This window comes from Streptomyces cahuitamycinicus, from assembly GCF_002891435.1.
Classification (GTDB): domain Bacteria; phylum Actinomycetota; class Actinomycetes; order Streptomycetales; family Streptomycetaceae; genus Streptomyces; species Streptomyces cahuitamycinicus.
On sequence record NZ_POUC01000377.1, the window covers coordinates 1 to 7,876 of the forward strand.

General features: G+C 71.9%; 7 protein-coding genes. 6 read left to right on the top strand and 1 reads right to left on the bottom strand.

Going from position 1 to position 7,876, the window contains the following annotated elements; all coding sequences use genetic code 11:
• The 5 genes from C1J00_RS33680 to C1J00_RS33700 form a co-directional block, all read left to right on the top strand.
• A partial coding sequence (locus C1J00_RS33680; RefSeq protein WP_102912760.1) for a carbohydrate ABC transporter permease occupies window positions 1–966 on the top strand: 966 nt, incomplete at its 5' end.
• Window positions 963–1,796 (top strand): carbohydrate ABC transporter permease, encoded by an 834-nt coding sequence (locus C1J00_RS33685; protein WP_102912761.1) that lies wholly within the window; start codon window positions 963–965, stop codon window positions 1,794–1,796. The genes C1J00_RS33680 and C1J00_RS33685, both read left to right, overlap by 4 nt.
• A 30-nt stretch (window positions 1,797–1,826) precedes the next feature.
• Entirely contained in the window at window positions 1,827–3,479 is a 1,653-nt protein-coding gene (locus C1J00_RS33690; protein ID WP_102912762.1) for a glycoside hydrolase family 13 protein, read from the top strand.
• A 36-nt stretch (window positions 3,480–3,515) separates the two neighbouring features.
• The gene (locus tag C1J00_RS33695) at window positions 3,516–4,376 is read left to right on the top strand and encodes a helix-turn-helix domain-containing protein (protein ID WP_146046299.1); all 861 of its coding nucleotides are present in this window, start codon (window positions 3,516–3,518) and stop codon (window positions 4,374–4,376) included.
• Window positions 4,377–4,437: 61 nt separating this feature from the next.
• Entirely contained in the window at window positions 4,438–4,890 is a 453-nt protein-coding gene (locus tag C1J00_RS33700) for a VOC family protein (protein ID WP_102912764.1), read from the top strand.
• Window positions 4,891–4,899: 9 nt separating this feature from the next.
• Here C1J00_RS33700 and C1J00_RS33705 read toward each other — a convergent pair whose 3' ends face one another.
• Window positions 4,900–6,429: an MFS transporter gene (locus C1J00_RS33705; protein WP_102912765.1), complete on the bottom strand. Its 1,530-nt coding sequence runs from the start codon at window positions 6,427–6,429 to the stop codon at window positions 4,900–4,902.
• 300 nt (window positions 6,430–6,729) lie between these two features.
• On the opposite strand from C1J00_RS33705, the gene C1J00_RS33710 reads away from it, so the two are divergent.
• The coding region (locus C1J00_RS33710; RefSeq protein ID WP_102912766.1) for a Re/Si-specific NAD(P)(+) transhydrogenase subunit alpha at window positions 6,730–7,876 on the top strand (1,147 nt) is incomplete at its 3' end.

The window sequence follows — 7,876 nt, forward strand, 5'->3', positions numbered from 1 at the left end:
TCCCGGGCCACCGCCGGCGCGGGCCGCCTGGCCGCCCTCCTGGTCTCCCCGACGCTGCTGGTCCTTTCGGTCGTCGTCCTCTACCCGACGCTCATGGCGCTCGACGAGTCCCTGTACGGGGTCAAGGGCCTGGACCCCCGAACAGGGTTCATCAGCAACTCCGAGCCGTTCGTCGGGCTGAAGAACTACACCGACATCTTCACCCAGGCCGGCGACCGCTTTTGGAACGCCTTCTGGAACACGACCTTCTTCACCGTCGTCACGGTCTCGCTGGAGACGGTGATCGGCGTGGCCATGGCACTGATCATGCACCGGGCGTTCCGGGGCCGCGGCCTGGTCCGGGCGAGCATCCTGGTGCCCTGGGCGATCCCGACGGCCATCTCCGGACTGCTCTGGAAGTGGATCTTCAACGCCGACGGCATCGCCAACGTCCTCCTCGGCCACCAAGTGCTGTGGACCGCCGACGGCTTCTCCGCCAAGGTCGCCGTCGTCATCGCCGACGTGTGGAAGACCGCCCCCTTCATCGGGCTCCTCGTCCTGGCCGGCCTCCAGGTCATCCCCAAAGAGGTCTACGAGGCGGCCCGGCTCGACGGGGCCAGCGCCTTCCAGCAGTTCCGGCGCATCACCCTGCCCCTGGTGAAGCCCGCCCTGCTGGTGGCCGTGCTGTTCCGCTGCCTCGACGCGCTGCGCATGTTCGACCTGCCCTACATCCTCATCGGCTCGCAGAAGGGCTCCGTGGAGACCCTGTCGATGCTCGCCCAGAACGAGGCGTCCAACGTCCGCTTCGGCCCGGCCTCCGCCTACGCCGTCCTGCTCTTCCTCTACGTCTTCCTCATCGCGCTCGCCTTCGTACGGCTGCTCGGCGCCGACATCGTCGGAGACGCCGGCGGCACGAAGAAGAGGAAGAGGAGCGGGAGCCGGGGCGCCGGAACGCCGGGCCGCCGCGCACGGGAGGTGACGGCATGACCCTCACCGCCAAGTGGCGGCAGTGGCTGCCCCATCTGGGCATCGCCCTGGTGGTGGCCTACTGCCTGGCCCCGTTCTACTGGATGCTGGTCTCCAGCCTGCGCAGCACGAACGACATCTTCAGCACCTCGCTGCTTCCGTCCCCGGTGTCCTTCGCGAACTACCGCTCGGTGTTCGGCCCGGCACAGGGGTTCACCAGGGCACTCCTCAACAGCCTGGTCGTCGCGGGCGTCACCACCGCGCTGTCGCTGGTCCTCGCCACCTTCACCGCGTACGCGATGGCCCGGCTGGAGTTCCGCTTCAAGCGGCTGATCCTCACCGTGATCATCGCCACGTCGATGTTCCCCGTGGTGTCGATCGTCGTGCCGCTGCTGAAACTGTTCACCGACATCGGCTGGATCAACACCTACCAGGCGATGATCGTGCCCAGCATGTCCTTCACGCTGCCGCTCGCGGTGTGGAACCTGACCACGTTCTTCCGGCAGATGCCCGACGAACTGGAGCAGGCCGCGATGGTGGACGGCTGCACCCGCGGCCAGGCCTTCCGCAGGGTCATCGTGCCGCTGGCGGCGCCGGGCATCTTCACCACCGCGATCATCACGTTCATCGCGGCCTGGAACGAGTTCCTCATCGCCCTGTCGATGACCAACAAGCCCGCCATGCAGACCGCCACGGTCGCCATCTCCAAGTTCTCCGGCGCCACGACCTACCAGACGCCGTTCGGCAGCCAGATGGCCGCGGGCATCGTCGTGACCATCCCGCTGGTGGTCATGGTGCTGCTCTTCCAGCGCCGTATCGTCGCCGGGCTCACCGCAGGCTCGGCCAAGTAGACACCTCACACCCGAGGAGCCGGATCCACCGTGTCCCACACCGCACCCTGGTGGCGCAGTGCCGTCATCTACCAGGTCTACATCCGCAGTTTCGCCGACGGCAACGGCGACGGCGTCGGCGACATCGCCGGACTCCGCTCGCGCCTGCCGTATCTGAAGTCGCTGGGCGTGGACGCCATCTGGATCAACCCCTGGTACAAGTCGCCCATGGCCGACCACGGTTACGACGTGGCCGACTACCGGGACATCGACCCGCTGTTCGGCACGCTGTCCGACGCCGAGCGGCTCATCGAGGAGGCGCACGCGCAGGGGATCCGGGTGATCCCCGACATCGTCCCGAACCACACCTCCGACCGGCACGCCTGGTTCCGCGCGGCGCTGGAAGCCGGCCCGGGAAGCCCGGAGCGCGCGCGCTACGTCTTCCGCACCGGCCGCGGCCCCGACGGGGCGCAGCCCCCGAACGACTGGGTGTCCTGCTTCGGCGGCCCGGCCTGGACCCGGCTGCCCGACGGCGACTGGTACCTGCACCTGTTCGCGCCGGAACAGCCCGACCTGAACTGGCAGCACCAGCAGGTACGGGAGGAGTTCGAGTCGATCCTGCGGTTCTGGTTCGCCCGGGGCGTGGACGGCTTCCGGATCGATGTCGCCCACGGGCTGATCAAGCACCCGGACCTGCCCGACCTGCCGCCGCACGCGGAACCGGCGGTGCTGGGGCCGCTCGCCCGCCGCGACGACGTGCGCCGGCACCTCGACCACCCGCACTGGGACCGCGACGAGGTGCACGAGATATACCGGTCCTGGCGCAAGGTCGCCGACGAGTTCCCCGGTGACCGCTCCTTCGTCGCCGAGGCCTGGGCGGACACCCCCGAGCGCCTCGCGGCCTACGTCCGGGCGGACGGCCTGCACACCGCCTTCAACTTCGACTTCCTCATGTGCCGCCTGGACGCCGGGGACCTGCGGGCCGTCATCGACGACTCCCTCGCGATGCTCGGCGCGGTGGGCGCACCGGCCACCTGGGTCCTGTCCAACCACGACGTCATGCGCCACCCCAGCCGCTACGGCCGTACCGCGCAGCGCGGCTGGACGGTCGACACCCGCTACGAACCCGAAGGCCCGCTCGATCCCGCCCTGGGCACCCGGCGCGCCCGCGCAGCCGCCCTGCTGATGCTCGCCCTGCCCGGCGGCGCCTACGTCTACCAGGGCGAGGAACTCGGCCTGCCCGAGGTCGAGGACCTGCCCGAGTCGGCCCTCCAGGACCCGATCTGGGAACGCTCCGGCCACACCGACCGCGGCCGTGACGGCTGCCGCGTCCCCATCCCCTGGTCGGGCCCGGCGGCCCCCTACGGCTTCGGCACCGGCGCCGCGCCCTGGCTGCCGCAGCCGGACGACTGGGCGGGGCTCGGCGTCGAGGCCCAGACCGGCGACCCCGCCTCCATGCTGGAGCTCTACCGCACGGCCCTGCGCATCCGCAGCGACCACCCCGCCCTCGGTGACGGCGGCATGACCTGGCTGGACACCCCGGAGGGCGTGCTGGCCTTCCGCCGCGAGCCGGGCTTCGTCTGCGTCGTCAACCTCTCCGGAGCGCCGTACGAGCTGCCCGCGCACACCGAGCTCCTCCTGGCCGGCGGCCCCGTCGAGGGCGGGGTGCTGAAGCCGGACCAGGCGGTGTGGCTGGCGCTGTAGCTCCCGGCCGGCGTCGCCCGGCCGTACCCTGGACCGATGACCGGTCCGGCCCGTCCATCTCCTGCGGCGGAGCAGACGCCGGTCTCGCTCACCGTCCGGCCGTCGGCAGGAGCCCTGGCGCCGCTGATCGGCGCGATGGGTTATGCCGAGGTGCGGTTCGCGCACACCGCCGAGCTGGCCCTGCCGACGGGCGGGACGCAGCTGCTGGTCAACCTCGACGCGGACGCCCTGTCCTCCTCCCCGCTGCGGGGCCCGGTCCGGCGCACCGGGGGCGCCGCCGTGCACGGGCCGTACACCGAGCCGGCCCTGATCGACCCGGCGCAGCAGCGGGCCGTCGTCTGGGTGGCGTTCCGGCCCGCTGGCGCCCACCCCTTCCTCACCGCTCCGGTCTCCGCGGTCCGCGACGAACTGGCCGGGCTCGACGAGCTGTGGGGCACGGACGGCGCGGTGCTGCGCGAGCGGCTGCTGGAGGCCATGGCCGTGGGAGGCCCGCGGGCCGGGCTGCGCGAGCTGGAGGCGGCCCTGCTGGCACGGGCGCGACGCCCCCTGGAGCCCGACCCGGCGGTCCGGCTCGCCGCCGCGCTGCTCGACCGGGGCACGCCCGTCGCCGAGGTCGCCGACCGGCTGGGCTGGACCGCCAGACGGCTGGCCCGCCGCTGCACCGACCAGCTGGGACTCGCGCCCAAGCGGTACGCCCGACTGCGGCGCTTCCAGCGGCTTCTCGGCCGCGTCAACGCCGGGCCGGGGGCGCCGGACTGGGCGGCGCTCGCCGCCGACTGCGGCTACCACGACCAGGCCCACCTGATCCACGAGTTCCGCGCGCTGGCCGGGATCACCCCGACCGCGTACGCACCGCGCTCCCCGCTCGAACGCAACCACGTCCCGCTGGACGGGTGAACGGCCCCGGGCCTGCCGATTTCTACAATCCAGGATCCCCGGCACCGGCGAGGGTGAAGGCATGACGAACACACCCCTACAGCAGACCGTCAACCGGCTCTACGCCCGGCTCGTGGTTCCGGACGGCGCCCGGGCGATCGACTTCTACCGGGCCGCGCTCGGCGCCGAGGAGATCGAGCGGTACACCGGCCCCGACGGGAGGATCGTGCACGCCCTGCTGCGGCTCGGCGGCGCGGTCGTCGCCGTCAAGGACGCCGACGAGGGCGACCCGGCGCCGGCGTCCCTCGGCGGCAGCCCGGTGATCATGGCCCTGGACGTGTCCGACGCCGACGCCGTGGCCGAGGCCATGCTGCGGGGCGGGGCGACGGTGGTGTACCCCGTCGCCGACCAGCCCTACGGGCAGCGCGGGGGCCGTCTCGCCGACCCGTTCGGCCATCTCTGGATGATCTCCCAGACGATCGAGGACCTGACGCCCGAGCAGATCCAGGAGCGCACGGACGCGTCGTTCACCTGACGCGCGGCGTCAGCGGGCCTGCCCGGCCGGTTCCTCCACCTTCGCGTTCGCGTCCACCTTGCCGCCCGGGTGGCGCAGCGCGCACAGGTAGCCGATGCCCAGGGCGATGGCCATGCCGTAGAACACCCACTGGTTGGCCTCGGCGAAGTCCATGCGGATCGCGGACATCGACTCCCGGGTCGCCTCGGCGGCGGGGCCGGTGCCGGTGGGCGGCCGGGAGTCGCCGCTGCCGCTGATCGACTCGGTGACGTCGCGGGCCACGGTGTTCGCGTCCCCGGGGGACATGCCCTTGGACGTCAGGGTGCCCACCACCTTGTCGGTCGTGACGTGGGTGAGGATCGTGCCGTAGACGGCCAGGCCCACGCTCGCCGCGTAGTTGCGGACGGTCTGGGTGATGCCGGTGACCTCGCCGTACGAGGCGCCGATGGCCCGGTTGACGGCGTCCGTGGAGGCCGGGGCCAGGACGAAGCCGATGCCGGCCCCGGCCAGGGCCGCGTAGGGCCACTGGTCGTGCATGGACAGGTCGGTGAGCTTGTTCGCCCACAGTGCGAAGCCGACGCAGCCCACGGCCGTGCCCAGCTTCAGGGCCGGGCGGGCGCCCTTCTTGTCGAGGATCCGGCCGCCCCACTGCGAGGCGATGGCGAAGCCGACGAAGAAGTACAGCAGGAACAGGGCCGCCTGGTTCGGTGAGGCGCTCAGGGACACCTGGGCGTAGACGGAGGTGAAGAAGAACAGCGGGACGAAGGCGAGCATCGCGAAGAACAGCACCGCCGCGTCGACGGTGAACGCCCTGTCCCGGAAGACCCGCAGGTCGATCAGCGGATGCTCCACCTTCCGTTCGAAGCGGACGAATCCGGCGAGGATCGCGAGGCCGCCCGCGATGCAGACCCAGGTCGCCCAGCTGTCCCAGCCCCAGGACCAGGCCTGCTGGAACCCGAGCACGCTCAGGCCCATGCCGGCCGCGATCAGGGCGGCGCCCGGGACGTCCAGGGTGCCGGAGCGCCGCCGGTCGGAGATGTGCGCCAGGGCCGTGAGGACCAGCGCCACGATCGCCACGGGCACGTTGACCCAGAACACCGACCGCCAGGTCCAGTTCGTGAGCCAGCCGCCCAGCAGCGGGCCGATGGCCGTGAGCGCGCCGGTGACCCCGAAGAACAGCGCGAGCGCCCGCCCGCGCCGCTCGACCGGGAACACCGCGACCACCACGGCCAGGGCCGCGGGGAACAGCAGTGCCGCCCCCAGCCCCTGGGTGGCGCGGAAGACGATCAGCCAGGCCTGTGCGGCGCCGCCCGCGGGCACACACCCGCACAGCACCGAGGAGACGACGAACACCAGCGTGCCGATGACGACGATCCGGCGCGGCCCGTAGAGGTCCGCGAGACGGCCGCCCAGGGCGAAGAACGCCGCGAGGGCCAGCAGGTAGGCGTTGACCACCCACTGCATTCCGGAGGACGACAGGCCCAGTTCGCGGACGATGTCCGGGGCCGCGATCGACACGATGGTCTGGTCGATGAAGGTCATGGCGACGGCGAACATCATCGCCGCCAGCGCGACAGTCTGCTGCGGTGCTGATCGAAAGGGGTTCGCGGCCTCGCCGCGCCCCGGGCGCGTGCTGCTCACGCCATCAGTCTGCGCCCGGCCGTGACCTGTCGCATCACAGGACTCTTTCCGCCCCGGGCGTCACACCAATACCCCCGAAACGCTCTCTCGGCAACCCCTCGGCGGTGTGAGGACAGCCTCCTCGGCCATGTGACCGCGGCCCGCCACGGATGCCGCGTCGAACGTGCAGGATGCGGGCACCAAGGAGGACAGGCAGTCGAACGACGGGAGAGGCACACGATGGTCCCAGCGGAACCGCAACCCCAGCGGATCGGCATACCGGCCGAGTCCACTGCGGGCGAGACCAGGGTGGCGGCCACGCCGGCCACCGTGGGGAGACTTGCCGCGCTCGGGTACGACGTGGTGGTCGAACCGGGAGCGGGAGCCTCGTCCCGCTTCTCCGACACGGCGTACGAGGAGGCGGGCGCCGAACTCGGCGACCCGTGGCAGGCGGAGATCGTACTGAAGGTGAACGCCCCCTCCAGTGAGGAGACCGGCCGGCTGCGCGAGGGGGCGACGCTGATCGCGCTGATCAGCCCGGCCCTCAACCCGGAGCTGGTCGAGGAGCTGGCTCGGCGGCCGATCACCGCGCTGGCCATGGACGCGGTGCCGCGCATCTCGCGCGCCCAGTCCCTGGACGTGCTGAGCTCGATGGCGAACATCGCCGGCTACCGTGCCGTGGTCGAGGCCGCGCACGCCTTCGGCCGGTTCTTCACCGGCCAGGTGACCGCCGCCGGCAAGGTGCCCCCGGCCAAGGTGCTGGTGGCCGGGGCCGGAGTGGCCGGGCTCGCCGCGATCGGCGCGGCCCGCAGCCTCGGTGCCGTGGTCCGCGCCACCGACCCCCGGCCCGAGGTCGCCGAGCAGGTCCGCTCCCTGGGCGGGGAGTTCCTGGCGGTGGGCGTCGAGCAGGAGGTGAGCACCGACGGCTACGCCAAGGCCACCTCGGAGGACTACGACCGGCTCGCCGCGCAGCTGTACGCCGAGCAGGCCGCCGACGTCGACATCATCATCACCACCGCGCTCATCCCGGGCCGTCCGGCGCCGCGGCTGATCACCGCCGAGGACGTGGCGCGGATGAAGTCCGGCAGCGTGATCGTCGACATGGCGGCGGCCCAGGGCGGCAACGTCGAGGGCACGGTTGCCGGGAAGGCGGTCGTCACCGACAACGACGTGACGATCATCGGCTACACCGACCTGCCCGGCCGGCTCCCGGCCCAGGCCTCGCAGCTGTACGGCACCAACATCGTCAACCTGATGAAGCTGCTCACCCCCGGCAAGGACGGACGGCTCGTCCTCGACTTCGACGACGTGGTGCAGCGGTCGATGACCGTGGTCCGCGAGGGCGAGAAGACCTGGCCCCCGCCCCCGGTCCAGGTGTCCGCCGCAC